At 64.7% G+C, this 25,291-nt stretch carries 23 protein-coding genes and 1 tRNA gene; 11 read left to right on the top strand and 13 right to left on the bottom strand.

Going from position 1 to position 25,291, the window contains the following annotated elements; all coding sequences use genetic code 11:
• Positions 1 to 255: 255 nt before the first annotated feature.
• The 6 genes from cysK to GEMMAAP_RS02190 are packed head-to-tail and all read right to left on the bottom strand — an operon-like array spanning position 256 to position 6,936.
• Complete coding sequence (gene cysK / locus GEMMAAP_RS02215; RefSeq protein ID WP_026849246.1) at positions 256 to 1,173, bottom strand: cysteine synthase A; 918 nt, start codon at positions 1,171 to 1,173, stop codon at positions 256 to 258.
• Between the two features lie 12 nt (positions 1,174 to 1,185).
• Complete coding sequence (gene epsC, locus GEMMAAP_RS02210; protein WP_053333966.1) at positions 1,186 to 2,016, bottom strand: serine O-acetyltransferase EpsC; 831 nt, start codon at positions 2,014 to 2,016, stop codon at positions 1,186 to 1,188.
• Positions 2,016 to 2,612 carry a class I SAM-dependent DNA methyltransferase gene (locus GEMMAAP_RS02205; RefSeq protein WP_026849244.1) on the bottom strand — a complete coding sequence of 199 codons (597 nt, stop codon included), beginning with the start codon at positions 2,610 to 2,612 and terminating at the stop codon, positions 2,016 to 2,018. Before GEMMAAP_RS02205 ends, epsC begins: the two co-directional genes overlap by 1 nt.
• A 26-nt stretch (positions 2,613 to 2,638) precedes the next feature.
• A complete protein-coding gene (locus GEMMAAP_RS02200) occupies positions 2,639 to 4,780 on the bottom strand; it encodes a hypothetical protein (RefSeq protein WP_026849243.1) in 2,142 nt (713 codons plus the stop codon).
• 54 nt (positions 4,781 to 4,834) lie between these two features.
• Complete coding sequence (locus tag GEMMAAP_RS02195) at positions 4,835 to 5,326, bottom strand: hypothetical protein (RefSeq protein WP_026849242.1); 492 nt, start codon at positions 5,324 to 5,326, stop codon at positions 4,835 to 4,837.
• A gap of 44 nt (positions 5,327 to 5,370) precedes the next feature.
• Entirely contained in the window at positions 5,371 to 6,936 is a 1,566-nt protein-coding gene (locus GEMMAAP_RS02190; RefSeq protein WP_043580154.1) for a S41 family peptidase, read from the bottom strand.
• A 150-nt stretch (positions 6,937 to 7,086) separates the two neighbouring features.
• On the opposite strand from GEMMAAP_RS02190, the gene nhaA reads away from it, so the two are divergent.
• The 3 genes from nhaA to GEMMAAP_RS02175 are packed head-to-tail and all read left to right on the top strand — an operon-like array spanning position 7,087 to position 10,291.
• Positions 7,087 to 8,280, top strand: a complete 1,194-nt coding sequence (gene nhaA / locus GEMMAAP_RS02185) for a Na+/H+ antiporter NhaA (RefSeq protein ID WP_238588172.1) — start codon at positions 7,087 to 7,089, stop codon at positions 8,278 to 8,280.
• A complete protein-coding gene (locus GEMMAAP_RS02180) occupies positions 8,277 to 9,155 on the top strand; it encodes a hypothetical protein (RefSeq protein ID WP_026849241.1) in 879 nt (292 codons plus the stop codon). Before nhaA ends, GEMMAAP_RS02180 begins: the two co-directional genes overlap by 4 nt.
• A complete protein-coding gene (locus GEMMAAP_RS02175) occupies positions 9,122 to 10,291 on the top strand; it encodes a glycosyltransferase family 2 protein (protein ID WP_158514694.1) in 1,170 nt (389 codons plus the stop codon). Before GEMMAAP_RS02180 ends, GEMMAAP_RS02175 begins: the two co-directional genes overlap by 34 nt.
• 68 nt (positions 10,292 to 10,359) lie before the next feature.
• Here GEMMAAP_RS02175 and GEMMAAP_RS02170 read toward each other — a convergent pair whose 3' ends face one another.
• Positions 10,360 to 11,688, bottom strand: coding sequence for a cation:proton antiporter (locus GEMMAAP_RS02170; RefSeq protein ID WP_026849239.1), 1,329 nt, complete (start codon positions 11,686 to 11,688; stop codon positions 10,360 to 10,362).
• Positions 11,688 to 13,001, bottom strand: coding sequence for a cation:proton antiporter (locus tag GEMMAAP_RS02165; protein ID WP_026849238.1), 1,314 nt, complete (start codon positions 12,999 to 13,001; stop codon positions 11,688 to 11,690). The genes GEMMAAP_RS02170 and GEMMAAP_RS02165 overlap by 1 nt, the downstream gene beginning before the upstream one ends.
• 227 nt (positions 13,002 to 13,228) lie before the next feature.
• Here GEMMAAP_RS02165 and GEMMAAP_RS02160 point away from each other — a divergent pair, with 227 nt between their 5' ends.
• The gene (locus tag GEMMAAP_RS02160; RefSeq protein ID WP_026849237.1) at positions 13,229 to 14,191 is read left to right on the top strand and encodes a hypothetical protein; all 963 of its coding nucleotides are present in this window, start codon (positions 13,229 to 13,231) and stop codon (positions 14,189 to 14,191) included.
• 102 nt (positions 14,192 to 14,293) lie between these two features.
• On the opposite strand, the gene GEMMAAP_RS02155 is transcribed toward GEMMAAP_RS02160, so the two are convergent.
• Positions 14,294 to 14,364 (bottom strand) — tRNA-Cys (locus GEMMAAP_RS02155).
• 148 nt (positions 14,365 to 14,512) lie between these two features.
• Between GEMMAAP_RS02155 and GEMMAAP_RS02150 the strand changes: the two genes are divergently transcribed.
• The 3 genes from GEMMAAP_RS02150 to GEMMAAP_RS02140 all read left to right on the top strand — a co-directional run bounded on the left by GEMMAAP_RS02150 (position 14,513) and on the right by GEMMAAP_RS02140 (position 16,351).
• On the top strand, positions 14,513 to 14,971 hold the full coding sequence (locus tag GEMMAAP_RS02150; RefSeq protein ID WP_053333965.1) for a MarR family winged helix-turn-helix transcriptional regulator: 459 nt from the start codon (positions 14,513 to 14,515) through the stop codon (positions 14,969 to 14,971).
• Between the two features lie 79 nt (positions 14,972 to 15,050).
• On the top strand, positions 15,051 to 15,713 hold the full coding sequence (locus GEMMAAP_RS02145) for a nitroreductase family protein (RefSeq protein ID WP_053333964.1): 663 nt from the start codon (positions 15,051 to 15,053) through the stop codon (positions 15,711 to 15,713).
• On the top strand, positions 15,713 to 16,351 hold the full coding sequence (locus tag GEMMAAP_RS02140) for an LON peptidase substrate-binding domain-containing protein (RefSeq protein WP_026849235.1): 639 nt from the start codon (positions 15,713 to 15,715) through the stop codon (positions 16,349 to 16,351). Before GEMMAAP_RS02145 ends, GEMMAAP_RS02140 begins: the two co-directional genes overlap by 1 nt.
• Before the next feature lie 4 nt (positions 16,352 to 16,355).
• Here GEMMAAP_RS02140 and GEMMAAP_RS02135 read toward each other — a convergent pair whose 3' ends face one another.
• From GEMMAAP_RS02135 to GEMMAAP_RS02120, 4 genes are read right to left on the bottom strand one after another with little or no spacing between them, the layout of a single operon-like run.
• Positions 16,356 to 17,150 (bottom strand): ABC transporter permease, encoded by a 795-nt coding sequence (locus tag GEMMAAP_RS02135; RefSeq protein WP_053333963.1) that lies wholly within the window; start codon positions 17,148 to 17,150, stop codon positions 16,356 to 16,358.
• Positions 17,150 to 18,112 (bottom strand): ABC transporter ATP-binding protein, encoded by a 963-nt coding sequence (locus GEMMAAP_RS02130; protein ID WP_026849234.1) that lies wholly within the window; start codon positions 18,110 to 18,112, stop codon positions 17,150 to 17,152. The genes GEMMAAP_RS02135 and GEMMAAP_RS02130 overlap by 1 nt, the downstream gene beginning before the upstream one ends.
• Positions 18,109 to 19,002, bottom strand: a complete 894-nt coding sequence (locus GEMMAAP_RS02125) for an ABC transporter permease (RefSeq protein WP_053333962.1) — start codon at positions 19,000 to 19,002, stop codon at positions 18,109 to 18,111. Before GEMMAAP_RS02125 ends, GEMMAAP_RS02130 begins: the two co-directional genes overlap by 4 nt.
• Positions 18,999 to 19,937 (bottom strand): ABC transporter ATP-binding protein, encoded by a 939-nt coding sequence (locus GEMMAAP_RS02120; RefSeq protein WP_026849233.1) that lies wholly within the window; start codon positions 19,935 to 19,937, stop codon positions 18,999 to 19,001. Before GEMMAAP_RS02120 ends, GEMMAAP_RS02125 begins: the two co-directional genes overlap by 4 nt.
• A 226-nt stretch (positions 19,938 to 20,163) precedes the next feature.
• On the opposite strand from GEMMAAP_RS02120, the gene GEMMAAP_RS02115 reads away from it, so the two are divergent.
• The 4 genes from GEMMAAP_RS02115 to GEMMAAP_RS02100 all read left to right on the top strand — a co-directional run bounded on the left by GEMMAAP_RS02115 (position 20,164) and on the right by GEMMAAP_RS02100 (position 25,225).
• Positions 20,164 to 22,281 (top strand): S9 family peptidase, encoded by a 2,118-nt coding sequence (locus GEMMAAP_RS02115; protein WP_053333961.1) that lies wholly within the window; start codon positions 20,164 to 20,166, stop codon positions 22,279 to 22,281.
• A 50-nt stretch (positions 22,282 to 22,331) separates the two neighbouring features.
• The gene (locus GEMMAAP_RS02110; RefSeq protein ID WP_075071389.1) at positions 22,332 to 22,778 is read left to right on the top strand and encodes a DUF1569 domain-containing protein; all 447 of its coding nucleotides are present in this window, start codon (positions 22,332 to 22,334) and stop codon (positions 22,776 to 22,778) included.
• Entirely contained in the window at positions 22,778 to 23,662 is an 885-nt protein-coding gene (locus GEMMAAP_RS02105; RefSeq protein WP_053333960.1) for a cupin domain-containing protein, read from the top strand. The genes GEMMAAP_RS02110 and GEMMAAP_RS02105 overlap by 1 nt, the downstream gene beginning before the upstream one ends.
• Before the next feature lie 237 nt (positions 23,663 to 23,899).
• The gene (locus GEMMAAP_RS02100) at positions 23,900 to 25,225 is read left to right on the top strand and encodes a hypothetical protein (protein ID WP_145978958.1); all 1,326 of its coding nucleotides are present in this window, start codon (positions 23,900 to 23,902) and stop codon (positions 25,223 to 25,225) included.
• Positions 25,226 to 25,291: the final 66 nt, after the last annotated feature.

The following is a 25,291-nucleotide window of genomic DNA, read 5'->3' as shown; positions in this document are numbered from 1 at the left end:
TGAGAGTATCGAGATAACCACGACGGTGAGAGGTGCGAGTACTTCGTCCGCGTGACGGTGCCCCCCACGGACGCCGCTGGAACAGCGGTCGTCCCCGCCGTTACCCCCGGACGCCGTTACCCCAAGCCTGTGCGGGGCACAGGCGCGCGGAGGCAACCACTCGGACTTCTCATCGTCGTGGTTATCTCGACACTCTCACCTTCGATATCCATCGCATTGTTTCGATTCTCAACTCTGACTCTCAGATCTGAGATCTCACGCCGTAAAGAGGCCGTCGATGGATAGGTACCTTTCGCCCGTGTCGTAGCAGAACGTGAGCACGCGCGCGCCGCTTGTCATCTCGGGGATCTTCTGGGCCACGGCCGCCAGCGACGCGCCGCTGGAAATGCCGATGAACAGCCCTTCTTCGCGCGCCGCCCGTTGCGCGTACAGAAACGCATCTTCTTCGGTGACCTGAATGGCGCCGTTCAGTGTCTCCACGCGCAGATTGGCGGGAATGAATCCGGCGCCCACGCCCTGAATGCGGTGCGGGCTTGGCGGGCCGCCGCTGATCACCGCGGACTTGGCCGGCTCCACGGCGAACGTCTGCAGATGTGGCCACTCCGCCTTGAGTACCTCGCTCACCGCCGTGATATGCCCGCCGGTCCCCACGCCGGTAATGAGATAGTCCAGCCCCTCCGGAAAGTCCGCGAGGATTTCCCGGGCGGTGGTTTCCACGTGGGCCGAAATATTGGCGGGGTTATCAAACTGCGACGGCATCCACGCATTGGGCGTTGCCTCAAACAGCTCCTGCGCCCGTGCAATGGCCCCCTTCATTCCCTTCTCGCGCGGCGTGAGATCGAAGGTGGCGCCGTAGGCTGCCATGATGCGCCGGCGTTCGATGCTCATGGACTCCGGCATCACCAACACGAGCTTGTACCCCTTCACGGCCGCCACCATCGCCAGCCCGATGCCGGTGTTCCCCGATGTGGGTTCAATGATCACACTGTCCTTCGTCAGCAGCCCGCGACGTTCGGCGTCCTCAATCATGCTGAGCGCTATGCGGTCCTTGATACTGCCGCCGGGATTGGCGCGCTCAAGCTTCATCCAGACCTCGACGGGCGCGTCAAAGAGGCGTTGAATGCGCACGTGCGGCGTATGGCCAATGGTCTCGAGAATTGTCGCTGCCTTCATGTGCCGCTCCCGCTAGATGTGAAACTCCAAACCGTCGTCACCATCACGCTGCTCGACCCGACTGCTGAACTGCACCACCGACCGCGGCGGCACCGACTGCGTGAGCCAGACATTCCCGCCAATCACCGACCCTGCACCCACCACGGTGGTGCCGCCAAGAATGGTGGCGTTGGCGTAGATCACGACTTCGTTGCCAATGGTGGGGTGCCGCTTGCGGTTGGCCAGTTTTTTGCTCACCGCGAGCGCCCCCAGCGTGACGCCCTGGTAAATGCGCACCCGATCGCCAATCTCGCTGGTCTCTCCGATCACCACGCCGGTGCCATGGTCAATGGCAAAGCCCGCACCAATGCGCGCCCCGGGATGGATATCGATGCCCGTTTCCCGATGGGACCATTCCGACAGCACGCGCGGGAACAGTGGCACCTCCAGCAGATAGAGCTCGTGCGCGACACGGTGCACCGCCGTGGCGAGAAACCCCGGGTACGCAATGATGACCTCTTCGAGACTGCCCGCCGCCGGATCACCACTCGTGATGGCATTGGCATCGAGCACCAGCGCATCATGCACCGCCGTCATCCGTGCCAGAAAGGCCGCAACCACAGCATCCGCGTTGGGCACCAGAGGGGTAATGGCCGCGCGCAACAAGGCCTCCAGATGCGCCGCTTCATTGTCCACCCCCTCGGCGCCCAGGCGCGACGGGTGCGCGAACTGCGGAAACATCAGCGCCAACGCCCGATTCGCAAACTCTTCCGCCATCGCGCGCAGCGGCCGCGGTGCATCACACGCCTGCCGCTCCGCTTTCCGCGCGCGCAGGAACTCCTGCCAACCGGCATCAGATGCCATTACACACGCTCCAGCGCAGAGACACGATCCCGGGATGCGTTCGCCACGTAGCACTGCATACCTACCGCCCACAGCCCGGCACGCTTCATCGCGGCGCGATACCACGAGGCAGCCCGCGGGGCAGGCCAGTTGGTGTCGCCTTCGAACGCGTCTTCTTTGGTGAATAGTTCAAGGTACGCCAGGCCACCGGTGCGTCGCGCCACCTGCACCACCCCCCGCTGCAGCGACGGCGCGGCGAGATAGTTCAGCATGCCACAACACACCACCAGATCGTACTGGTCGCGCAACGGCAATGCATCAAGATCCTCGATACCGCCCAGCTGTATGCCGCGGGCCCGACCGTAGCGCGTCACCGCGTACGCGCTCGGGTCCACTCCATCGTAGTGTACCCGCGGCCGATACCGTCGCAGTGCCGCGCGCCATTGCCCTTCGCCGCATCCCACATCCAGCACAGTGCGCACGGGATGCCCCAACACAAACTCCGCCGTGTGCAACACGAACGCGACCTGGCGCGCCAGCTCGGCCGGTGATTTGACACGGTGTCCAGGATGCCGGTACCACTTGTCGAAGTACGCCTGATCGTACGCCTTGGCCAACGGCGAACCTGATGTGCGCGAGCTGCTCAGAGAATCCCCCAGAACGTCCGATCGATATCAATGGAAAAGCGCCACGCGCCGTTGCGCAGGCCGCGCGAGACATCGGCCCGCAACAAGTCGTAAAAGAACAACACGCCTACGCCCGCCGACGGATACACCCCCGCGACCACGGGTCGTTCAACCGTTCCCGAGGCGGTGGCCAGGAGCTGAACGAACGGCGCCAGCGTGACATGCGGCGGTGACTTGCCAAACCGCCGGAGCGGAATGGAGGGCGCCGGCACCGGCGACCGAAACTCCACCCGCTGCGACACCAGCGCGCGCGATCCGAACGTATGCCAGTCATAACCAGGAGCGCTCCAGGGACCACCGGCGAACACCAGCCACTGCGATGGAAGGTCACGCCCACCGGCAACACCCGCCAGTGTTTGGAGCATGACGGCGCGGTCACCACCCACCGGCTGCGTGATGTGCACCAGACCCTGTGCCCGCGCCACGATCGGGCGAACAGCACGCCCCACCAGTGGCACACCGGGCATGGGATCGACCAGCGGGTTCAACACTGTCGGCACCGTGCCCTCGTATGCACCTGCACTGGCCGACAACATCCACACGGCCCGACGCGATGTGGCATGAGCGGGGACAGTCCCTCCCCCGCCACTCACTTCAAGTCGCCCGCCCCGCAGGGTCCACGCAGCGAGAGTGGGCGCAAAGGTGCGCGTGGCTCCTCGTCCGTACCGTCCGGTGGCCTCATCACGCTCTGCCGCCAGCCGCCAGGTGAACGCGCTGGTTGGCGACCGCCGATACAACACACCGGCGGCCCGCGTATCCACCTGCGTGGTGTAATCACTGGAGAAGAGCAACGACGACAGCGAATTGGTGACTCCCGCGCGCTCGGCCATCGCCAGATCGCGATACTCGCGCTCCGCGAACAGCTGCAACGTAGGCAAGCGACCAAAGGCCGGCGCGCGACCAATGGCCACCTGGCCCTTGAGCTGTTCATCTCCAAAGCCGTAGCGCGCGCGCCCCATGATCATGAATCCGGTGGCGCTCTTGTGTGCGCCGCCAAGTCCCAGAGCCAGCCCTTCGGCGCGCGTCATGCGCACCAGATCACTGACCCCGCGTCCTGTCACCGAGGCCGTAGCCGGGCGCGCGAGCAGAGAGGCCCGCACCGCGGCCTCCGCCTGCACCCTGGCACGCACCACCTCTTCACTGCTGGCGATCTGAATCTCGGGAGGCAACGCATCAATCACTCGCCCTTCAAACGGGTGCGCGCGCAAGGAATCGCGCGGCGCCGAACTCCAACGCGGCTGCAGCATTGTGAGCGTCGGGATTTGCTCATTCACTTCGTAGTTGGAAATCTCCCAGCGTCCGCGCACGATGCCGCGCGCCGGGATGTCAAACCATGTGCTGCCACGCGACACTTCCACTTCCTGACGACGCGGCAACCAATAGCGTTCGCGCACCAGTCCATTCTCCAGCGTCACCACCAGTGTTTCGATACGCTTGTCAATGATGGCCGCCCGCGTGAACGTCATACTCAGACGCACCACCGCCGCCGTCTCGCGATCGAGATACACCGACCCGATCGCCGCCGGCAGCGATCCGTTGCGCGGACGGAATTTCACCTCGTCCACGAGAATCTCGCGACCGGGAATACGAATGTGCACCGGACTGCCCATGGTGTATTCGTACTGCGCCATCGCACCAGCGCCGAGCGGGTGCGGCACATCGCGCACATCCTGTCCGTCTCCCAGCCGAATACGATCGGGGAGATTGTCGAGCACGACGCCGTAGCGGTCGCGGTAATACCCAACGTCGGCCGGCAGCAACGTGGTATCGCGTCGGCCCACCAGTCGCTGCGCACTCCGCCCCGGCTGCCACCATGCAATGCTGAGCGCGAGTTCTTCGCTTTGCACCACGCGAGGGGGAATGATGATCCCTTCGCCCAACTGCGCGAGAAACGCCAGGAACCCGTGGGCATCCGCGCGATAGCTGAGCAGCGAGCTGTCGGCGAGTTGGAGGCCGCGACGCGCAATGGCGCGCGACACCAGGGTATCCGCCGTCGGGTCCTGCCAGGTGCCGGACGTCCCGCGGAGCGGCTTGGGATCCGGTGTCGTTTGCGCGTAGGCGGGAAACGCCGTACCGGCAAACGCAGCGACCAGAGCCATACTCCCGCCAACAAGACAACGGGCCCAGCGCAGCAATTGGTGCATCGAACGCAGCTAAGGGGTCGGAAGGTCGAGCAGCAGCCACCCACGGAAACGCAACGCCGCCTGGCGCGAATCGTGTGGCACCACCGCAAGATACGCCCAGCCGTAGCGCCAGTTGGAGTCCGGGCGCAATGTAGACGCCCCCGGCGTACGGGGCGCGCGAAAGGCGCGCCGCTCCACGATGCGCGCCGTTCGCGCGGTCACGGTCCCCGACGGTCCAGCGAGATACACCTTGCCCGTTTTTCCCAGCGCCGGCGCCGCCCACATGGCGCTGAAGTGCACCGCCAGCAGTGTATCCTGGGTCCGTCCAACGCGGACGGTTTCAATGCGCGGACGGGGGCCGCGCGTAGCCAGTGAGGTCGCCGTGAATTCCGCATCCGGAAACAGCTGGGCGCCGCGGAATCTCGTCACGACCCACGCATCGAGGGCGCTGGTCCCCCCCACGAAAGCACCGACGCCGCCCACCAGACTCAGGGCCGACAGCAGCCACCAACGGCGGGTCATGGCCGCAGGGGCATCAGCATGCCTGGCAACTCACGACCAATCACTCACGGCAATGCCAACCGCAGGCCGAGCGACCGCGACGAAATGCGTGGAGGAAGCGGTGTCGTGATGGCCGGCAAAATGTCGGTTCCCGGAGCCACGACGTCCACGCCGGCGCGCAACGCGGCATCATCGCGTACCGCGTAGCGCAGGAGGGCTTCCCCGGCCCGCTCCACTTCGAGCATGCGGACCATTGCCAGTCGCGTGGCTACACTCACCCAGTCGGCCCGCTGCTCCACCGTGCGGGCCGACGCCGGTGCCATCTGCGCCAAGGCGGCACGCAGTCGTACCTCCAGGGCAATAAGCGGGGTAATGCCCCACCCTTCGCGCAAGGCATACATGGCCAACGAGTCGGCGGCGGTGGCCACCGCATACGCCGCCCGCGCGCTCCACTCCGCCGGGACCGCGGCCAGGTCACGACGGGCCGGATCGTCCAGCAGGACATCGGGCACCAGGCCGCCGTGCAGGTTGAGTCCCTTGCCACGGCGCCGTTCCAGCGACACACCGTTCGGCGTGAGCCAGCGGGCGGTCGTCAGACGAAGTGCCAGATCGGGCGACAGGCGCACGACGCGCTGCACCACGCCTTTCCCATAGGTGCGCGCGCCAACCAGCAGCGCCCGGCGATGATCGTGCAACGCCGCCGCAATCACTTCGGCCGCACTGGCCGTGCGCTCGTCCACCAGCACCGTGATCGGCATGTCGCTCCACCGTGAATCGCGCGCCCGGTACGGCTCCGTATTGGCACCACCGCGCCCCACCAGCGACGCCACCACGGCGCCGCGCGGCAAGAACAGCCCCGCCGCCCGGACCCCTTCTTCAAACAGGCCCCCGGTGTTGCCGCGCAGGTCGAGCACCAATGCGCGAGCACCCCGCTGGACGGCTCCCTCCACCGCCTGCTCCAACTCGTATGAGGAACGGGCCGAGATGGTGACCAGCCGAACGTACGCCACCGAGTCGGACAAGAGTCCGTGCTCGGTGACCGCCGGCAGATGCCAGGCAGCGCGCTTCACCGTGACCTGCACTGTGTCACCCTGTGGTGCACGTACGAGGGTCAGTACGACCGCGTCGGACGCAGTCCGAGTGGTATCGCCCCCTTGCTCTCGACCAGCCCGGGTGGAATCGCCCCCGACCGGGACGCCATCGGCCAGCAGAACGCGATCACCCGCACGCACTCCCGCCTTTTCGGCGGGCGAGCCAGCGGCCACCCGCGCCACTGCCATCCCCAAAGGACCCCGGCGCAGCGTAAGCCCGAGACCGCGACCGTTGCCTTGCAGGGCGCCGCGATACCGATCGAAACTCTCCGGCCGGAGCAAGGCCGCATAGGGGTCCTGCAACTCGCGCAGCATCCCGGAGACCGCTCTCCGGATGAGTTCGTCGCTGGGGAGCGAATCGAGGGCGTTGGCCCGTACGGAATCGATGGCGGTGGACAAGAGCCGCGCATCAGCCCACTCATCCCGCGCCTGCGAATCACGCCGTTCATACCACCGGCCACCCGCAAACGCGCTCGCGACCACCACCGCCACAAGCGGTGCCAGCACAGACGGGCGCAGGAGCATGCGTGGTGACATCATGAGCACACGAAATCCGGAAGGCGAGTCAACTCGCCGGGCCACCCAATGGCGCCGCAGCGTATCTCCTACATACAACACGCACCACCGCGTGATCCGTCAATCAGCACATTTGCGGTGTCCCAGCCTTAATCTGCCGACTATTCTTCGTGAATGCATGAAGAAAATGTGATGGATATCGAGGAAGGTTACGTCTCCGAGAAGGCGCCACCGCCGAGCCAGGCGCTCAGTGGTCTGCTGCTGCTGCTCTGTGCAGCCGCCGCCCTCATCTGGGCCAACTCTCCCTGGCAGGCCAGCTACCATCACCTGTTGCATGTGGACGTGGCCGGGTGGTCGGCCATGCACTTCATCAATGACGGCCTGATGGCCGTGTTCTTCCTGCTCGTCGGCCTCGAGATCAAGCACGAGCTGCAGGACGGTGCCCTTTCGTCCGTGCGTCAGGCGGCACTGCCAGTGGTGGGTGCCTTGGGCGGCATGCTCTTACCCGCCGCCATTTATACCGCCGTTGCAGTGGGTACCCCGGCCACGCGCGGCTGGGGGATCCCCATGGCCACCGACATTGCCTTCGCGCTGGGCATCGTGGCGCTGCTCGGCGACCGGGTGGCAGCTCCGCTGCGCATCTTTCTCGCCGCGTTGGCCATTGCCGACGATATCGGCGCGGTCGTGGTGATCGCCATTTTTTACACCCCGAGCGTCGTCACGCTGGCACTCGCCGCGATTCTGGCCATCATGGGTGGACTGCTTTGGCTCAACAAGAAGCAGGTGCACACCGTGTGGCCCTATGTAATCGGCGGACTGCTGCTCTGGATCGCCGTGTACAAATCCGGTGTGCACGCCAGCATCGCCGGCGTGCTGCTCGCCATCACCATTCCCTCGCGGGGCGCGCACTGCGTGCAGCATCAGCTGGAGCAAGTACTGGCTCGACCGGTCAACTTTGGCATCGTCCCCGTCTTTGCACTGGCCAACGCGGGCGTCACACTCCCTGCGGATATGGCGTCATTTGCCACACAGCCCGCGGTCATCGCCACCATGCTTGGCCTGCTGATTGGCAAGCCCCTCGGCATCTTTGGCGCCGCGTGGCTGGCGGTAAAAATGCGCTGGGCCGAACTCCCGACCAGCTGCAGCTGGAGTGGCCTGTTCGGGGTGTCGGTGCTGGGCGGGATCGGCTTTACCATGGCGCTCTTCATTGCAGGGCTTGCCTTTGGAGAAAGTGCGCAGTTGGACGCTGCCAAGGTGGGCGTGCTGGCTGGCTCCCTGCTCACTGGCATCATTGGCGCTACGCTGCTGGCGCGCATGGCCACGCGCACGAGCATCTCCGGTGCCGTTAGCACCCCCGTGCCGGAATGACCCCGCTGCGTGTGCCGTTGTTGCTGCTCAGCGACGTCGATGGCACCTTGCTTAGCGACGAGGGCACGCTCCCGGCCTCACCGGCCGCGCTGCGCGACAAGTTGGGGCACGTTGCCGCCGAGTGGGGCGGCCCGGTGCACCTGGGGCTGGCCTCCAGTCGCACACTGCGTGAGCTCACGGTGCTGCAGAGGGCACTCGGCCTGCCCGGCCCTTGCATTGCCGAAGATGGCGCCCGTCATGCGCTCGACGTGGCGACCATCCCTGATGGCGTGCACACGACAAACATCGAGCAACACGGACGCCGGACCCTCCGTACGTTCGAGCACGCACTGACCGCGACGGAATTGCGTGCGCGCATGCAAGATGAGCCCGCGTTCATTCGCGCCGATACACAACAACAACCGTTCGGCGCACTGCAGGCGCTGGGCTTTCGCACCCGTGCCGCGGTGCGACGGGCACTGCACGCGCGCACGCACAGCGTGTTACTCGACCCGCACGAGTGGTCCCCACCCGAGTTATCCCACCTGCGTGAGGTGAGCGCAGCCCGCGGGCTGCAGTTGCGAAGGGGGGGGCGATGGTTCACCCTCACCACGGCGGGCGGCAAAGGCCCAGCATTGTGTGCGCTACGGCACCAATTTGGCAACAATGGGGTAGTTCCTCTGGTTGTAGCCATTGGCAATGAGGAAAACGACGTGTCACTATTGGCGGAGGCCGACCGTGGCTTTGTCATTCGCAACCCGCACCGGGGTCCTCATCCGGTGCTCAGCGCGCTCCCTGGTGTTGTCGTACTCGACGCCGAGGGGGCTGGAGGGTGGATGGAAATGCTCGATCGTCTCGTTCCGTGCGTTCTGCCGTTGCTTGGGGCACCCCGGTAATGGCATCGGTGGTTGCCAATGGCAGCGCTATTGCCACCTCGCCGCGGTGGACGTTCACCATGCTCACCATTCCATCACGCGTAGAGTATCTGGGACGGCTGCTGCAATCCCTCGCCGTGCTGCCCACCGGGCAGCCCTTCGAGGTGGTGATCGTGTACAACTCGGCCACCGACGAGGAACCCATGGCCGTGGAGCAGCGCATCCGCGCCATGGCGCCATCGCTTCCGGTGCGGGTCTACATCAACTCCACCGATCCTACCATTGGCGGTGGTCGTCGCGTGCAACTGTCCGTCTGTCGCACACCGCTGGTGGCGTTCATTGACGATGACCTCACCTTGCATGGCGATGTGCTGCGCGCCATCGAAGACACGCTCCGCACGCGCCCGGTCGGCATAGTCGGACTGCCGTCGTACGAAGAAGACACCGACACGCGCTTCAAGCCCCGCGACTCCACGCCGCACGTGGATGTTGATGGCATACGCTACATGCCCGTGCAAGGCATGCTGGTCGCCGGTTATCGCCGATTGTTCTCGGATATCGGCGGATTCAATCCGCGTCGGCAATTCTGGGGTGAATGGACCGAGTTCAATCTCCGCATGTGGCGCCACGGTTTTCCCACCGGCTACGTGCTCGACCGGGGGTTTTTACGCCACTGGCACAAGGCGCCCGAGTCACCCACGCGCAATATGTCGGGACGCGAGCAGCATGTGCTCTGGGGGCTCATGTGCACGGCGCTCGAGTACGATGCCGTAAGCATCAATGAAGCTACCGATGCGTTCTGGCGGCTCGCTCAGGATCGTTACCTGCAGTATTCATTTGGCGAACAACCCAGCCCCAAAATGCTGCTGGCCAGTGTCTTGGAGCTCATGCCCCGCTTGTCGCGCGAGTTCCCGGCCATTCACGCTTTTGCGGACGACGCCAAGCGGCACCCGTTTCATTTCAAGCCGTTCGAACCACTCGACGAAGCTCAGGTCCGCACCGTCATTGCGCACGCCGAGCATGCCGTCGCCCCGTATCGTGCGTCGCTGTTTGACGACGATGATGTTGCGCCACTGCCGCAGAAGCGCACAGGCTGGCTGCGTCGCATCGGCAAAGCCATGTTCGCGCGTGGGGTGCAGTCACAGGTGCGGGCGTAGCGCGCGACCGTTCACGGGAACCCAGATTCACAACGCTCACCCAGAACCCGAAACCGATCCGTTCCGGTTTACGGGTGAGCGTTGTGAGTCTGTATTTGTTGCAACGGCGTAGATGGGCTCTCCGCATTCAGCTCCCCCGCGCGCTGCAACCCGAAGCGGAAGAGGATCGGCCCAATCGTCTGATTGATCGCAATCGTGGCCAGCAATAACGCGCGGAGCGTCTCACCGCGCGCCGGGTACACGTCGGCAACGACGGCCGCCAGCCCAAACGCCACGCCCGCTTGAGAAACCAGGCCATACCACGCGTGCCGGTGAATGGCCGGATCCAGCTTGGCCCACCGCCCGCCAAGCTGGATGCCCCCCCAAATGGCGACGATGCGCACGAGGACGATTGGCACCACGATGGTCCATAACGGCAGCACCGCCAGCGGATCAATACGCGCCCCGGACAAGGCAAAGAACACCACGAAAATGGGCGCCGCCGCGCGCTCCATGGCGTGCCGGAAGTTCTCGCCGCGCCCCCCACCGGCGTTCTCGGTGACGAAGCCGGCCACGAGCAGCGTGAGCAACGTTTCCACATGGAGCACGCGCGCCAGCTCCGCCCCCAACAAGGCTACCAGCAAGGCCAGAATCATCAGCTCTCGGCTGATGAAGCGCAGATAGAGAGACACGGCCGCCCCCAACACGCCACCCACCAGCACGGCCCCACCAATCTCCCAGAGTACCGTTCCGACCTGGACGCCTCCTCCGCCACCGCTTGGCGGGACGAGGGCGCGAGCGGACGACAATACTGCGGTGAAGATGAGCACAACGGCAACGTCCATGACGAGCACCACACCAAGCGTGTAGCGTGCCACCGGGCCGTTGGCTTTCGATTCGGAGAGCAAGGCAATGGTTGCCGCCGGTGAGTGCACCACCGCGACGGCTGCGAACAGCAGGGAGAAGGCAAAGACCTCGGCCGCCGGCGCCTGCGCCAGGAGCGGCAGCTGTCCACGCAACAATGCCAAAGTGCCTGCCACTCCCACAAAACAGAGCAGCAGTTCGGCCGACATCATTTTGAGGATCGCCACACCGCGCTGACGAATTTCCGACCACTGCAACTCTGCGCCGGCCAGGAAAGCAATGAGTGCGATCGCGAGATTGCTCACGGGGGTGAGTTCTGCCAGCGCCGGCTTTGAGACATACGCCAAAGCCGACGGCCCAAACAGAATGCCAGCCGCCATGTATCCCACGATCTTCGGGATCCCGAGGGGCTTGACCAGCTCTCCCACGCTGTAGGCTCCCAGAATCAGGAAGCCGAACAGCATCAACGTTGGCGTGCCGGCGGACGCACTGGCCAGCTCGAACACGCCCCGCATGACGGCGTACAGAATGAGCAGAATGACCAGGCGACGCATTACGACTGTCCCTCGTCCGGCACGGCCACGGGAGGCGTGGTCGTACGGCGCAGGCCCGGCAGGGCGTGCGCCACGGTTTCCGTGACGCTGTCCACCACCGCGTCGGTCGTTACCGACAGCTGTTGCAGCGGCGCGAGCAGCGGCTCAGCCGCCGAACGCACGAACCGCGCGGCAAAGAATTCGGTAAACAGCACCGAGACCGCCGCGCAGGTGAAGATCACTTCGCCAAAGGGGAGGTCACGCCGGGAGTAGTCGAGAGCCAGTGCGATGGTCAGCCGCCCTTGCCCAATGAGGGCGCGCCCCCAGTCCAGCCCCACGCTTTGCTGAGCGCGGTTGAACCAGGTCGCAATCCCGGTGCCCCACAGCTTGGCCAGCGTCCGGAGAATGACGTAGTGAGCAATGATCAACCACCACACGATATTCGCGTCGGGGCGCCAGGACGCGCCGGCCAGCAGCAAGAGCACGTAGTACAGCGGCCGTTGACCGGCGCGCAGCACCTCCAAGACCGGTGCCGGCTGCCGAAGGGAGTTGACCAGGACCATCCCCATGATCAGCGTGGCCAGCGACGGTGACAGGTTGAGGTAGGCGGCAGCGCCACTCGTGAGAATCACGGCGCCACCGAGCGCGACCCAGAGCCGGTCGGTGCTGCGTTCGTCGCCAAGGAACAGGTGAAAGAGGGCGCCGCCCACCACGCCAATACCCAGGGTGACTACTACCCACTCCGTCGTGGTCAGCGCACGCATGACTACGGGCTGTTCGGTGTGCAGGAAGGCAGTGAGCACACCAAACACCAGCACACTCACCAAACCATCCATCCCGTGCGCCACTTCGATCTGGCGCAGAACAGGGGCTCCGCGGCGGCCACGGCCAAACGCGACATCGAGCCCCGCCGGGGTAGACGCCACGGCCAGCGCCCCCAGAATCATGGCTGGGGCCAGTACCAGGGTGGTGGTCGTCTGAAAACCGTACGACAGAGCGCTGGTGGCACCGGCCGCGACCAGTGAGAAGGTCAGCACACTCTCCACCAGGGCGAGCCGATACGTCACGGCAGGAATGCGCACCAATTGCTGGAGCCGCAATGGCATGCCAGTCGTAATCCCCATCCAGCCAATGCCGAGGATGACTATGGGCTGAAACGCCTCCAATGCTCCGGGAGAGAACAGACCGGTGACCTGTGGTCCGAGCAGCACGCCCAGTACCAGGTATTCGGCGCCGGACACGATCAGCAGCCGTTTGGCCAGCCATTCGTAAGCGACGTGCGTGGCCAGAAAGGCCATCGCCGCCACCAAAATGAGCAGGAGGGGTGTCGTCACTCAGTCGTCCGCCGTCGGTCACAGAAACTGTCCGGAATTTCGGACAGCGGGAAGCGCGTTGAGGGCAATAACGCGTGGCACTGCACGCTTCACAAGAGCGGGGAAGCAGAGCAGGCACAACAACTTACACCCCATGTACGGGGTCCGGTGCCACGCTTGGTCCCATGGCACGGCATTGTGGCATTCCCGATGCTTTAAGGAGAGGCACCTGTCACCGAGAGGACACCATGACCGTGCTTCGTTCGACCCGTCGCCTTCGCTCCCTCGCTGTTGAGGCGCCCCGCCTCCTCCCCATCGCGCTGGCCACCGGCGCGTTGCTGGCCACCGTCGTGGCGGCCACTGTGGCTCATGCCGCGCCAATTGACCGTCAGCTGTTTACCTGGACCGGACGGGTGGACCGCGAGGTGTACATCACCATGCGCGGCCGTGATGTCCGGACGACCGGCCCTGACGCGAGGCTGCCCAACCGCGCCCGCGTGAACGATCCGCTCCCGCGTGGCCGGGGCGATGTGCTGGTGCGCCTGGCCGATGGCCGCGGCAGTGTGGATGTGGTGGAGCAGCCCTCTGCCCGCAACGGCTACACCACGACCATCCGCATTCGTGACCCCCGCAGTGGCGCCGACAACTATCGCGTGCTGGCATACTGGGCGGGCGATGACCGGTTTGAGAACCGTCGCGATGACCGTGATGACCGCAACAATCGCAACGACCGTCGCGACGATGATCGCTGGGGGCGCAATGACGACTGTGGCCCCAACAACAACGGACGCGGGGGCGGCTGGGGGCGCGGTGGGCGCCAGGATTGCGACTATCGCCCGGGGAACGGCAACGGGAATCGTGACCGCGACCGCGACAACCGCGGTGGCTACGATGACCGCGGTGGAAACAATACCAGTGGTGCGCTGCGCTGGAGCGGTCGCGTGGACGATGTGGTGGAGATCCGCATCTCCGGTCGCCGGGTGGATGCCATTACCCGGAGCGGCAACCGGGTGGACGACGTGAACAGCAACATCCGCGGCAGTGGGTTGCCGTCGCGGGATGTCACGCTCACACTCGACCGCAACGCCGGTCGCGGTAGTGTGCAGATTGTGCAGCAGCCCTCGGCGTGGAACGGCTATACGGCGGTCATTCGCATCTATGATCCGCAGGGCGGCGCCAGCTTCTACGACTTCAGCGCCTTCTGGAACTAGCGTCCGACTGTACCGCCACGAAAAGCGGGCGGCTCCCAAAGGGAATCGCCCGCTTCTTCGAACTCACAACTGACCACTCAAAACTCCAAACTGCGTTATGAGAGGCGCCGGTCGGAATCGAACCGACGGTGGGAGATTTGCAGTCTCCTGCCTTACCACTTGGCGACGGCGCCGCACGACTCGCGAACGTCCGCGAGGAGTGGCAATGTATGGCGCGCCGGCGGTCAGTGGTAGCGTATCTGCGCATAAAAGCGGCAGAAGCGCGCCGGCCAGCATGCAGCGCTTGACAATATTCGTTTTAACGACAAACTTAGTTGTGAGATGATCGACACCCCAAACGCTCCTTCGGCGGCCTGCATGGCCAGCTCCGTCTTCGCCCTCCGGGCGGCGGCGGCGCACGTGGAGCGTTCGCTGTCCCGAGCGCTCGACCCTTTCGGTATCACCGCGGCCCAGTTCGAACTGCTGGTCGTGATCGATCGGCATGCCGGGGCTGGGGCTGGCTGCAGTGAACTGGGGCGTCAACTGGCCGCTCCAGGTCCTGACGTGACCAGAATGCTCGACAGGCTTGATACTGCCGGGTTAGTGGCGCGATCACGCGACAAGAATGACCGTCGTGTCGTGCATACGCTCCTGACCGACAAAGGTCGCGAACTGCTCGAACTCGCCGCACCCAGCGTCGCTCAGGCCGAACTATCGGTGTTTGAAGGGCTGGCTGACGCCGACCGCCATCGCCTCACCGAACTGCTGCACAGCATCCGGAAGAATTGCCCCGGAAGCTGAACCGTACGTACCTGGAACCTTTTCTTTGCCTCAATCCTTGTTTTCACGAACAACCTCGCAACAACAGGACAACACTAAGATGATTACCAACGATATCGCGGCGCTTGCCCTCCTGACCGGTGAACACGGCGTCTCAACCCCCCGCCTCTCCGCCGCCGACGCCGCCCTCGCCCGCCATTCCGTTCGGAGCTACCGCGACGTTGCGGTGACTGAGGAGGAAATCCATACGCTCCTCGAACTCACCGGTCGCGCCCCGTCGGCCTTCAATCTCCAGCCGTGGCGCTTTGTCGTGGTGCGCGATCAGAACACCAAAGACCAGCTCCGCGCGGCGGCCTACGGGCAGAAGCAGGTAGGTGATGCGCCGGTGGTCGTGGCGATGTACGCCGACATGGAAGACACCATGGCCCATCTCGACGAGGTGGTGCACCCCGATCTGCCCGCCGACAAGAAGGCCGGCACCATCGCCATGCTGAAGAACACCTTCGGCCCCATGACCCCCGAAGCCCGCGGCGTCTGGGCCAATGCCCAGTCCAATATTGCCCTGGGCTACCTGCTCCTCATCGCCAAGAGCGAGGGGTTCGACACGTCACCCATGCTCGGCTTCCAGGCGGACCAGGTGAAGGAGATTCTGGGCATCCCGGCCACGGCCACCATCACGGCCCTTGTTGCCCTGGGGCGCGGCGCCGACGATGGCTTCCGCTCCCACCGGCACAGCGTCGAGCGAATCGCCACATTTCGCTGATGTCAGATCAGCGCCTGCCCATTTTCCCGTTGAACGTCGTGCTCTACCCGGGCACGACGATGCCGTTGCACCTCTTTGAGCCGCGCTACCGGCAGTTGCTCAAGGACATTCGCGAGGGCGACTCGCGATTCGGGATACTCACCAGCATCAGTGGTGTCCCCGAACGCGACCTGCCCCTTGGGCGGATGGGCTGCGTGGCGGAAGTGACCGAGGTGGAGATGATGCCCGACGGCCGTGCCAACATTGTCATTGTGGGGCGTGAGCGCTTTGCCCTCGACGAGTTTGTGCCCGACGACGCGCCGTATCATGTCGCCGAGGTCTCGTTTGTTGCCGACACCCCCGGCGCCAATGCGGTGGTACTGGCCGTCACCTCCGACGACGTGGCGCAGAATTTCAAGCGCGTCGTAAAGGCGGTGCACGCCATCAACGGTGAGTCGGGCCCCCTCCCCACACTCCCCGACGATCCATCGCAGTTGGCCTGGACGATTGCGTCCATGATCGACATTGACAGCGACCTGCGCTATCAGCTGCTCGCTGAACGCCAACCGGCCGTCCGACTGGCCAGTGTGGATGCCGTCTTGCGCAAAGTGCTCCCCGATCTCGAACTGCGCGCCGCCATGGCGCAGAAAGATCGCTGACGACCTACGACCCGATCCGCCCCATGCGCGGTTCGTGCAGCCGGCGTCCGCCCACGTACACGGTGAGCACCACCACGACGGCGGCGGCAATGAGTGCGTACGTGGCCGACGGCCCCACGCCATCGCCGCCCCCTGCAATGAGCGGCTCGGCTACGGCGGTCATCCACTTGCGCACACTCAGAAACTGAATGGCCTGGAAGGTCTCGCTGAGCGCCCCTTCCCAGAACAGTACGTACACCAGCCCCATCACCAGGGAGCGGCGCGTAAGCAACGCGAGCATGGTGAACAACGCCGAGTACGTGACGCCGCCGTAGAACACCGCCACGGAGAATGCCGTGACGATCCCCTCCGGATTGCTCAAGCCAACGGCGACAAATCCTGACGCCAGCACCGACAAACTGGCCAGCACTCCTGTAAGCAGCGCGGCAAAGAGCAGGCGCGCCGACACAATCCACCAGCGCGGCGTTGTGGTGGTCACGATGTACAGCAACGTGCCATCATCGGTTTCAGCACTGAACGCGCTGGTACCCAGCAAGAGCGCAATGAGCGGCGTGGCAAGCCCTGACACGATGGTGTCGTACCGGGCCAGCAGGAAATCCACCGGATCACCCGACAGCGCGCCGCGGCTGGCGAAGATGAGCGAGAAGAGCACCGGCAACAACAACAGAGCGCTCACGCCCAACAGCAACAGCCACGACCCGGTACGGGCCCAGGCCAGGCGCATGAGCACCAGCGCGGTGCGCATCAGCGACACGCGACCAAAGGCCGGCGCGGGTGTCATGGAAACGGGAACGGTCATCAGCGCTCCACCAGATAGGCAAACACGTGTTCGAGTGATTCGTCGGTGGGCTGCACATCATACAGCGTGATGGGCGCGGCGTTGGCGGCACCACTGCTGGTATCACCCTGCGCCGCGCGCACCAGCAGCCGCGAGAACGCGGTGTAGTCGGTGGTACGGACATGCATCGCGTCGGTGCCCTCCACATCAATTCCCATGACCGCTGGCTGTGCCACGAGACGAGCCGCCAGCGTACGCACATCGCTGGCGCGAATACGGACAGTGTGCGGTCGGTCGGTCATCATGCGACGCAGCGTGCGATGGTCGCCACTCGCCGCCAGCCGCCCCGAGAGCATGACCAGAATACGCGACGCCACCCCCTCGATTTCCTCAAGGATGTGACTGGAGAGCAGCACGGCGACACCCTCCGCCGCGCGCGCTTCCAGCAGCTGCATCATCTGCAATCGCTGGCGCGGGTCCAGTCCGTTAAAGGGCTCATCCAGCAGTACGAGGCGTGGCCGCTGCACGAGTGCCGCGGCCAGCTTGGTGCGCTGCTTCATACCTTTGGAGAAACCCGCCACCGCGCGATCGGCCACGGTGTCCATCTCCACCATCTCGAGCGCCGCCTTGGCGGCGCCGTGCACGTCGCGCAGCCCCAGCAGCGTGGCGCGCGCTTCCACAAAGGCGCGAGCGGAGAGCATGCCCGGCAACGCTTCGCGTTCCGGAACCAGCGCCACATGCCGGAAGATGCCGGGGTTCTTGACCGGCGATTCCCCAAAGACGCGCACCGTCCCGCCACTGGGGCGCATGAGCCCCGCCGCCAATTGCAGCAGCGTGGTTTTGCCGGCGCCGTTGGGGCCCAGCAGTCCGGTAATCCCAGGCTCGACAACCGCCGAGATGTCGTTCACCGCCACGACATCGCCGTACCAGTGCGACACATGCTCAAACACCAGTGGCGTGCTGCTGGACAGGGCGGCGGTCATACCGACACCCGACGCACGCGCCACACCAGACCAATCGCCGCAACGGCTCCCAGCGTGGTCAGCAGCGCCACGTGCACCCACACCGAGGGCGGGGGCGTGAGTTCCATCCACCGTTTCGTTTCCCCGAACAGCTGCATGGCCGTGGTGCGCAGCGTTTCAATGGGATCAATGAGTTTGGTGGTGGCTTCTGACAAACCGGCCAGATCCTGCAGCCCCTGCGAAATCACGACGGTGGAAAGAAACACGCCAATGATGGACGCCGTGGCGTACGCACGTCGCGGGGTCAGGCTGGCGAGAAACGCACTCACGGTGCTCATGACCCAGGCCAGCAACGTGGCGAAAAGCAACACCGGCCCAATCTTGCCACCCATCTTGTCAAAAACGGCGCCGGGATCTTTCGCCACGCCAATCTCGCCGAGGTACAGAATGAGCAATGGCGCCACGGCCACGAGAAACATGGCACTGAACAGCGCCAGCAATCGTGCCAGAGCGTAGTGGGTACGCGTCACGTCGCGCGTGAACAGCAGCGGCAGCACACGGTGCTGCTGATCCCGACACAACATCTCCGGCGCCTGCGCGGCACTGAAGAGCAAAAACAGCAGCGACTGCGCCCCAATCACGTTGGCGTACGTAATGGGGAGCTGCCCCTGCGTGGCCCCGCTGGCTGCCACGGAGGCCAGCGCCGGCAGCATGGTCACCACACTCACGAACACCGGAATGGCCTTGGTTTTCCACGGCCGCCCCAGGCCGAACATGGCGCGGAAGCCCTGCCAGAAAAGCGCACGAAACGCCCCGCGACTTCCCTCCCGCGCGCCTTCGTAGCGGCGGTAGCCGAGGTCATGAATGGTACTGGTTGCCTGCGACACGGCGGTCTGTGCCACATCACTCATGCATTGGCCCCCGCAAACAGATCCTGCAGATGGCCGCGTCGGCGCTCGAGGCGCAGCAGCCCCACATCACTGGCGGCCGCCGCGTCGCGCACAATGTCATGGGCCTGCTGAATGCCCGCCGCATCAACATTTTCGGGAATCTCCACCAACACCCGCTGCCGTTCGCGCTGCACCAGCAACCCCCTGGCCGCCACCTGCGCCACAAACTGATCAACGGCTGGGGCATCGCCGTCGAGCTCCACCACCAGCGTGCCGGTTTCGGTGGTCAACGCGCCCACCTGCTCGGCGCGCAGCAGCCGCCCCTGTTCAATGAGCACAATCCGATCACAGATGCGCTCGAGTTCACCCAGCAGGTGCGACGACACCAGCACCGAAATCCCGAATTCCCTACCGGTCCGGGAGACCAGGGCGAGCATTTCGTCACGTCCTTCCGGATCGAGCCCGTTGGTGGGTTCATCCAGAATGAGAATACGAGGGTCGTGCACCAGCGCCTGCGCCAGCTTCACACGCTGCGCCATGCCGGTGCTGTAGCCCCCCATGGGACGGTAGCGCTCTTCGAACAGCCCGACATGCCGCAACACCTCGGCCGCCCGTTCGCGAGCCGCGGTGACTGGCAGCCCACTGCACCGTGCCATGAACGACACGAACTCGGTGGCGCTCATATCGGGAGGCAGGCAATCGTGCTCCGGCATGTATCCCACCAGCGCCCGGATCTGCGCGCGGTCGCGCACCACATCGTGCCCCATGACCCCGGCGCTCCCGCTGCTGGGGTCCACAATGCCCAGCAGAATTTTCACCAGTGTGCTCTTGCCGGCCCCGTTGGCTCCCACCAGCCCGGTAATGCCGGGCTCCATGGTAACCGACAGCGCGTCGAGGGCCGTAACCGCCCCGTAGCGTCGGGTCAGGTCGCGGGCAGCAATGAGAGGGACAGTCATGCGCGGGGATGAGAGCCAGGGAGCGGGTTGCTGAACAGTAATACCCGGTGCCGTACGCGGGTTATGGCAGCAACGTTTCCGTTCGCCGCGACGAATATCGGCGCCGAGTTGATGTCCGGGTCGATGGACGCATCACCGACCGCGCACCCGGCAGCTATGTTTGGGGCCGTTCGTGATGCTGGCTTGCCCCTCAGGCGCCAGACGCTCCCCTCTGCTGAATGCCACCATGCGCCGCGCCATTCGCCAGGTCACCCGTCTCCGTACGCTTCGTCATCCACTGCGCGCTGCGCTCTTCATGGCAGCGCTGGCAGTGCCGCACCGGATGGCCGCCCAGCCCACCATCCGCCAAATCGACGGCGCACCGTTTGCCGCGACCCTGGTGGCCGCCCCCGCCGCCAATGCGGTGGCCTTCGTGTTGAACGCCCGTGGCGTGCGCAATATCTGGGTTACCGACTCCACGCAGCCCAACGCACGACAGGTTACCGCGTTCACGCAGGACGACGGGCAGGATCTCACATCGCTGGCGTTTTCAGCCGATGGCCGCACGCTCTACTTTGTGCGTGGCGGTGGCCCCAACCGCGCAGGAGAAACTCCCAACCCCACCAGCGACCCGGCCGGCGCCGAAGAAGCCATCTGGCGTGTACGCCTTGATGGCACGCCGGCCACACGACTGATGGAAGGGTCCAGTCCCACGCCCTCGTCGCGCGGAACCAGTGTGGCGTTTCTCCGTCGCGGCGCCATCTGGATGGCGTCGCCGTCGTCTGGCGATTCGGTGCGCGTGTCACAACTGCTGCGCATGCGTGGCAGCGGAGGCTCGCTTCGCTGGTCACCCAATGGCGAACAGCTTGCGTTCGTCTCCAATCGTGGGACGCACAGCTTTGTGGGTGTGTACACGCTGAGCAGCAAGGCATTGCGCTGGATGGCGCCCAGCACCGACACGGATAACGCGCCGGTGTGGTCGCGTGATGGATCGCGTTTGGCGTTCTTGCGCGTGCCGTACGCGGGACGTCGCCTCGGATTCCGCGCCACCCGATCTGCACAGCCGTGGGGCATCATGGTGGCCAATGCCGCCACTGGTGAAGCGCGAGAAGTCTTTCGGGCCACGGCAGGACGCGGCAGTGCCTATTGGGCCATCGTGGCGGACAACCAACTGCAGTGGATGGCGGGCGACCGCATTGTCTTTCCGTGGGAACGCACGGGGTGGGTACACCTCTACAGCGTCTCCGCCAACGGCGGCGCAGCCAAGGAACTCACTCCCGGCAACGGTGAAGTGGAGTTCGTGTCCACCAGTCCCGATGGAACCCGCGTGCTATACAACACCAATATCGGCGACATCGACCGACGCCACGTGATGAGTGTGGTGGCCGACGGCTCGGCCGCACCGGTACCCACCGCGTCAGGGGCTCATATTGCGTGGAGCCCGGTGTACTCCAGCCAGGGTAGCACGTACGCGCTGGTGAGCGATGCCAAACAGCCGGCGCACGCGGCTGTGCTGCAAACGTCGCGTTGGAATATGCTGGCCCCGGAGAGCATGCCCGCCGACTTTCCCGCCGCGTCGCTGGTGACCCCCACCGCGGTATCACTGCGCGCCGCCGACGGCGTGACGTCGTACGGGCAACTGTTCCTGCCCCCCAATGCCCAGCCGGGCAAGAAGTATCCCACGGTCATTTTCCTGCATGGCGGGTCGCGCCGTCAGATGCTGCTGGGGTGGAACTACGGCGCCTACTACCACCACGCGTACGCACTCAATCAGGCCATGGCACTGCGCGGCTACATCGTGCTGTCGCTCAATTATCGCAGTGGCATTGGCTACGGCATGGAATTCCGCGAGGCGCTTCGCCAAGGGGCGACCGGTGGGAGCGAATACGGCGATGTCGTGGCTGCTGCCAAGTGGCTGGGGGCCCGCCCTGATGTAGATCGCACCCGTATTGGACTCTGGGGCGGTTCATACGGCGGCTATCTCACGGCCATGGGGCTCACGCGCAATCCGGAGCTATTCAAGGCGGGGGTGGACATCCACGGCGTGCACGACTGGAACGTGGGCATTCAGACCTTTGTGCCGGACTATGATGTGCACGCCAACCGACTGGCAACACGCACGGCGTTTCTGGCATCGCCCATGGCGCAGGTGAAGAACTGGCGCGCGCCGGTACTGCTCATTCACGGTGACGACGACCGCAATGTGCGCTTCGTGGAAACACTCACGCTCATTCAGCAGCTGCGCGCGCAGCAGGTGCCCGTGGAGCAGGTGGTGTTCCCCGATGAAGTGCACGGGTTTCTGCGTCACGAGTCGTGGATGCGCACGTTTGAAGCGGCAATCGACTTCTTTGGGCGCAAGATGTAGCACAGTCATTACACTGTACTGTTCATCGTTCGATTCATCACACGATTCATATGCCAACCCTCGCCGACCACAGCACCCGCACGGCTCTTGCGGCGCGCATCTCCCAGCTTTCTCCTTCGGCGTTGCCGGCGTGGGGGCGCATGACCGCGCCGCAAATGCTGGCCCATTGCGCGGATGCCCTGCGCATGGCCTACGGCGACTTGCCTTGCGCCGCCAAGAACGTACCGCTGGCCCGACTGGGTCTCGTGAAGTGGCTTTTCCTCAACGTTATCCCGTTTCCCAAGGGCGCCCCCACGGCACGCGAACTCATTGCGCGCCCACCGGCTGAATGGGGCGACGAACGCGAGGCCATTGTCGCGCTGATCGAACGCTTTGCGCGGGAAGCCTCACGCCCCACGTGGCCGCCGCACCCGCTCTTTGGCCCCATGACCGGCCCGCAGTGGGGGCAGCTGGCGTGGAAGCATCTTGATCATCACTTGCGGCAGTTCGGGGCATAATGACACCCACCGATCACGCGGTCTTTCATCTGTGCAGCCGAGCGGCCGCCAACGGCGCGCTGGCCAGCGGTGAGTACCGCGCCGACAGTCTCGGCCAGGAGGGGTTCATCCATCTGTCGCGTGCGCATCAGGTGCGGCCCACGGCCCATGCCTACTTTGCCGGCGTGCCAGACGTCGTCGTACTGGTCATTGATCCGACGTTGCTTACTGCACCGCTGGTGTACGAACCACCGGCTCCGCTGCCTTCGGATGCGCCCAAGGCCGACGCGCCCGGTGAGCTGTATCCGCACTGTTATGGTCCCATCAAGGCGGCGGCCATCGTAGATGTCATGGAGCTCGACCATGTCAGCGGACAGCCCGTGTCAGCCGCCACCATGGCGCTGCTCCGCCAGTACCGGTTTCTGCGGTTGCCCCTCGAAGGCACCCTGTATCGCGAGACGTGGCGAACCGCGGACACACTTGCCAGCGGCAGTCCTGTCGGCACAGCCATGATTGGGCTCTTCGCTGATAGCCTGGGGAGTGTGTCGCGCTTTCATCGTCTGACGCACGACGAGGTATGGCACGCGTACGCGGGTGATCCGTTCGTATTGTATCTGCTGCACAACGACGGCAGCACCAGCGAAGTGCTGATGGGCACCGATCCACTCGCCGGCCAGGCAGTGCAGTGTGTTGTGCCGGCAGGAACATGGCAGGCGGGAGCACTCCAACCCGGTGGTGACTACGCCTTGTACGGATGCACCATGGCCCCCGGCTTCTCGCCTGGCTGCTTCGAGGCGGGACCTGTACACGAACTCACCTCGCGTTATCCGTCCGCCACCGAAATCATTGCGCGATTGGGCGTGACGTCGGGGGAGACCCGCATGCCGGAATTACCGGGGCACTAGCCGCCGGCACTTCGGGCGTCAGCGGAGCATCCCCCCGCCGCAAAGTCCGTTGTCATCGGGTTCGGAAACGCTGGGCCGGTTGGGACGAGCTGAGGATTTGTGACGGTATTGCACGCCGATGAGTTATCAACGATCGCGCGTTCCGCCATCACGCCGTTGTTGCCATGACTTGGAACGGCTCCCCTCGGCCCGTCTCTCATGTTCACTTTCATTGCTCGACGTTCAGTCGCGGCCACAGTGGCTGTCATACTTGGCAGCATTGCACTCGCCCCACTGCCGCTGCGGGCGCAGTCGAGCACGGGGAGCGGAACGGCCACCACATCACCTGTGCTGCCGAAGACGCAACCTGCACTGCGCGTGTTCCTCGACTGCCCGGGGCTGCCCGGATGCGCGCTCGACTATTACATCGTGGAACTGCCTTTCGCCGACTGGACGCGCGACCGGCTCTTTGCCGATGTGCAATTGCTGGTGAGTACGTTGACCAGCGGCAGCGGTGGCACCGAATGGACTGTGGCGTTTATCGGTCGCGAACGCTTCGCTGGTCTGGTCGACACATTGACCGTGAACACGCTGCCGAATGCCTCTGAAGACGACATCCGGGGCGCACTCTCGACGCTGTTCGTGCGCGGACTCTACCCCTTCATCAAACAGACGTCGCTGGCCTCGCAGTTCACGATCAACTATACCAAGCCTGCGGCACAGGAAAAGACGTCCGCGACGACTCGCGATCCGTGGGACTTCTGGACCTTCGAAACCAGTGTCAACACGTTCCTCAATGGTGAGCAGCAACAGCGCTTCACCAATCTCGGCGCGACCTTCGAAGCCCGGCGGATTACGGATCGCTGGAAGCTGGTGGCGGGCGTGGAGACGGAATACAACGAATCCCGATTCACACTCCGCGGGCGTGACGGTGACGCAACACAGTTCACGAATATCCTGCGCAACGAAGGCGCACGGCTCCGGAGTGTGCGCTCGATTTCGCCGCGCTGGTCATTGGGGGTCGTCGGGTCGGCGCGACGGAGCGACTTTCTCAACACCAAAATGGCGATCCGAGGCGGCCCGGTCGTCGAAGCAAATCTTTTTCCATGGCAGGAGGCCACGCGCCGACAGCTGACGGCCAGCTACGCCGTGACCTGGAACGATTTCCAGTACTTCGAGCGCACGGTACTGGGACGCACGGCCGAACAACGCCCGAGTCACGTGCTCACCGTTGCCACCAACGTGCGGCAGAAGTGGGGGAGTCTCGATCTCTCGGCGCGTGGCTCACAGTTCCTTCACGATCTCAATCGATACGAACTGTCATTCGGCGGCTCCATGCGGCTGCAGCTGGTGCGCGGACTCGCGCTGACGCTCGACGGACGCTACTCGCGTGTGCGCGATCAGATCTACCTGCCGGGCGCTCAGCTCAGCAACGAAGAGATTCTCGTCCGTCAACGCGCACTCGCCACGGGCTTTCAGTACTTCACGTTCGTCGGGGTGAGCTACACCTTCGGGTCAATCTTCAACACGATCGTCAATCCACGCCTCGATTCGTTCCGACTCCTCGGCGGCAGCGGCTTCTAGCCGTGACAGGCGCGGGCCATGAACGCAATGGAGAGCTGCCGGAGACAAATTATGAGGACGCACTGA

The sequence above is a fragment of the Gemmatimonas phototrophica genome (assembly GCF_000695095.2).
Taxonomy (GTDB): Bacteria; Gemmatimonadota; Gemmatimonadetes; order Gemmatimonadales; family Gemmatimonadaceae; genus Gemmatimonas; species Gemmatimonas phototrophica.
Note: the sequence above shows the minus strand (reverse complement) of the source record. Positions and strands in the feature narration are given on the sequence as shown.

Excerpts from the sequence above, each read along its gene's own strand:
- cysK (WP_026849246.1), bottom strand. The coding sequence starts at position 1,173 with ATGAAGGCAGCGACAATTCTCGAGACCATTGGCCATACGCCGCACGTG.
- epsC (WP_053333966.1), bottom strand. The coding sequence starts at position 2,016 with ATGGCATCTGATGCCGGTTGGCAGGAGTTCCTGCGCGCGCGGAAAGCG.
- GEMMAAP_RS02200 (WP_026849243.1), bottom strand. The coding sequence starts at position 4,780 with ATGGCTCTGGTCGCTGCGTTTGCCGGTACGGCGTTTCCCGCCTACGCG.
- GEMMAAP_RS02195 (WP_026849242.1), bottom strand. The coding sequence starts at position 5,326 with ATGACCCGCCGTTGGTGGCTGCTGTCGGCCCTGAGTCTGGTGGGCGGC.
- GEMMAAP_RS02190 (WP_043580154.1), bottom strand. The coding sequence starts at position 6,936 with ATGATGTCACCACGCATGCTCCTGCGCCCGTCTGTGCTGGCACCGCTT.
- nhaA (WP_238588172.1), top strand. The coding sequence starts at position 7,087 with ATGCATGAAGAAAATGTGATGGATATCGAGGAAGGTTACGTCTCCGAG.
- GEMMAAP_RS02180 (WP_026849241.1), top strand. The coding sequence starts at position 8,277 with ATGACCCCGCTGCGTGTGCCGTTGTTGCTGCTCAGCGACGTCGATGGC.
- GEMMAAP_RS02170 (WP_026849239.1), bottom strand. The coding sequence starts at position 11,688 with ATGCGTCGCCTGGTCATTCTGCTCATTCTGTACGCCGTCATGCGGGGC.
- GEMMAAP_RS02160 (WP_026849237.1), top strand. The coding sequence starts at position 13,229 with ATGACCGTGCTTCGTTCGACCCGTCGCCTTCGCTCCCTCGCTGTTGAG.
- GEMMAAP_RS02150 (WP_053333965.1), top strand. The coding sequence starts at position 14,513 with ATGATCGACACCCCAAACGCTCCTTCGGCGGCCTGCATGGCCAGCTCC.
- GEMMAAP_RS02145 (WP_053333964.1), top strand. The coding sequence starts at position 15,051 with ATGATTACCAACGATATCGCGGCGCTTGCCCTCCTGACCGGTGAACAC.
- GEMMAAP_RS02140 (WP_026849235.1), top strand. The coding sequence starts at position 15,713 with ATGTCAGATCAGCGCCTGCCCATTTTCCCGTTGAACGTCGTGCTCTAC.
- GEMMAAP_RS02135 (WP_053333963.1), bottom strand. The coding sequence starts at position 17,150 with ATGACCGTTCCCGTTTCCATGACACCCGCGCCGGCCTTTGGTCGCGTG.
- GEMMAAP_RS02130 (WP_026849234.1), bottom strand. The coding sequence starts at position 18,112 with ATGACCGCCGCCCTGTCCAGCAGCACGCCACTGGTGTTTGAGCATGTG.
- GEMMAAP_RS02125 (WP_053333962.1), bottom strand. The coding sequence starts at position 19,002 with ATGAGTGATGTGGCACAGACCGCCGTGTCGCAGGCAACCAGTACCATT.
- GEMMAAP_RS02120 (WP_026849233.1), bottom strand. The coding sequence starts at position 19,937 with ATGACTGTCCCTCTCATTGCTGCCCGCGACCTGACCCGACGCTACGGG.
- GEMMAAP_RS02115 (WP_053333961.1), top strand. The coding sequence starts at position 20,164 with ATGCGCCGCGCCATTCGCCAGGTCACCCGTCTCCGTACGCTTCGTCAT.
- GEMMAAP_RS02110 (WP_075071389.1), top strand. The coding sequence starts at position 22,332 with ATGCCAACCCTCGCCGACCACAGCACCCGCACGGCTCTTGCGGCGCGC.
- GEMMAAP_RS02105 (WP_053333960.1), top strand. The coding sequence starts at position 22,778 with ATGACACCCACCGATCACGCGGTCTTTCATCTGTGCAGCCGAGCGGCC.